Raw genomic sequence first — 734 nt, 5'->3', positions numbered from 1 at the left:
GCGTCAGAGGTGTATAAGAGACAGCCCCCCGGCCCCCCGGCGACCCCTTCGGATGGCTGGAGGAGGCCCGGGCCGGCCGGGAACGCGCCGGTCTGACCCGGAGCCTGCGGCCCCGCGGGGAGGGGGATCGACTGCTGGACCTCGCCGGCAACGACTACCTGGGTCTGGCCCGCCACCCCCGGGTCGTCTCGGCAGCCGCCGACGCGGCCCACCGGTGGGGCGCCGGCGCCACCGGCTCCCGCCTGGTCACCGGCACCACCGCCCTGCACGCCGAGTTGGAGGCGGAACTCGCCGAGTTCTGCGGGTTCGAGGCCGCCCTGGTCTTCTCCTCCGGCTACGCCGCCAATCTCGCGGCCCTCACCGCACTCGCCGGGCCCCCGGGGAGGCGGGGCGGCGAAGGGGTGATCGTCTCCGACGCGGCGAACCACGCCTCGCTGATCGACGGTTGCCGGCTGGCGCGCGCGGTGACCGTCGTCGCCCCGCACGCCGATCCGGCGGCGGTGGACAAGCTCCTGGGCGATCGGCGCCGCGGGGTCGCCGACTCCTCGCGCCTCCCGTCCGGGGGCGGGCGGGAGACATCGGAGGAGCCGGTGCCCGGGGGCCCTGCGCTCGTGGTCACCGACTCCGTCTTCTCCGTGGACGGGGACGCGGCGCCGCTCACCGGGCTGGCGGCCGTCTGCCGGGAGCACGGGGCGGCCCTGGTGGTGGACGACGCGCACGGCCTGGGGGTGGTC

1 protein-coding gene is annotated in these 734 nt (G+C 77.1%); it reads left to right on the top strand.

Annotated features, from left to right (window positions below):
* Positions 1 to 56: 56 nt before the first annotated feature.
* Positions 57 to 734, top strand: a 678-nt coding sequence (locus FOE67_RS27545) for an aminotransferase class I/II-fold pyridoxal phosphate-dependent enzyme (protein WP_182667526.1), incomplete at its 3' end; no start/stop codon positions are given.

Source organism: Streptomyces calidiresistens (genome assembly GCF_014141525.1).
GTDB classification, from domain to species: Bacteria; Actinomycetota; Actinomycetes; order Streptomycetales; family Streptomycetaceae; genus Streptomyces; species Streptomyces calidiresistens.
Note: the sequence above shows the minus strand (reverse complement) of the source record. Positions and strands in the feature narration are given on the sequence as shown.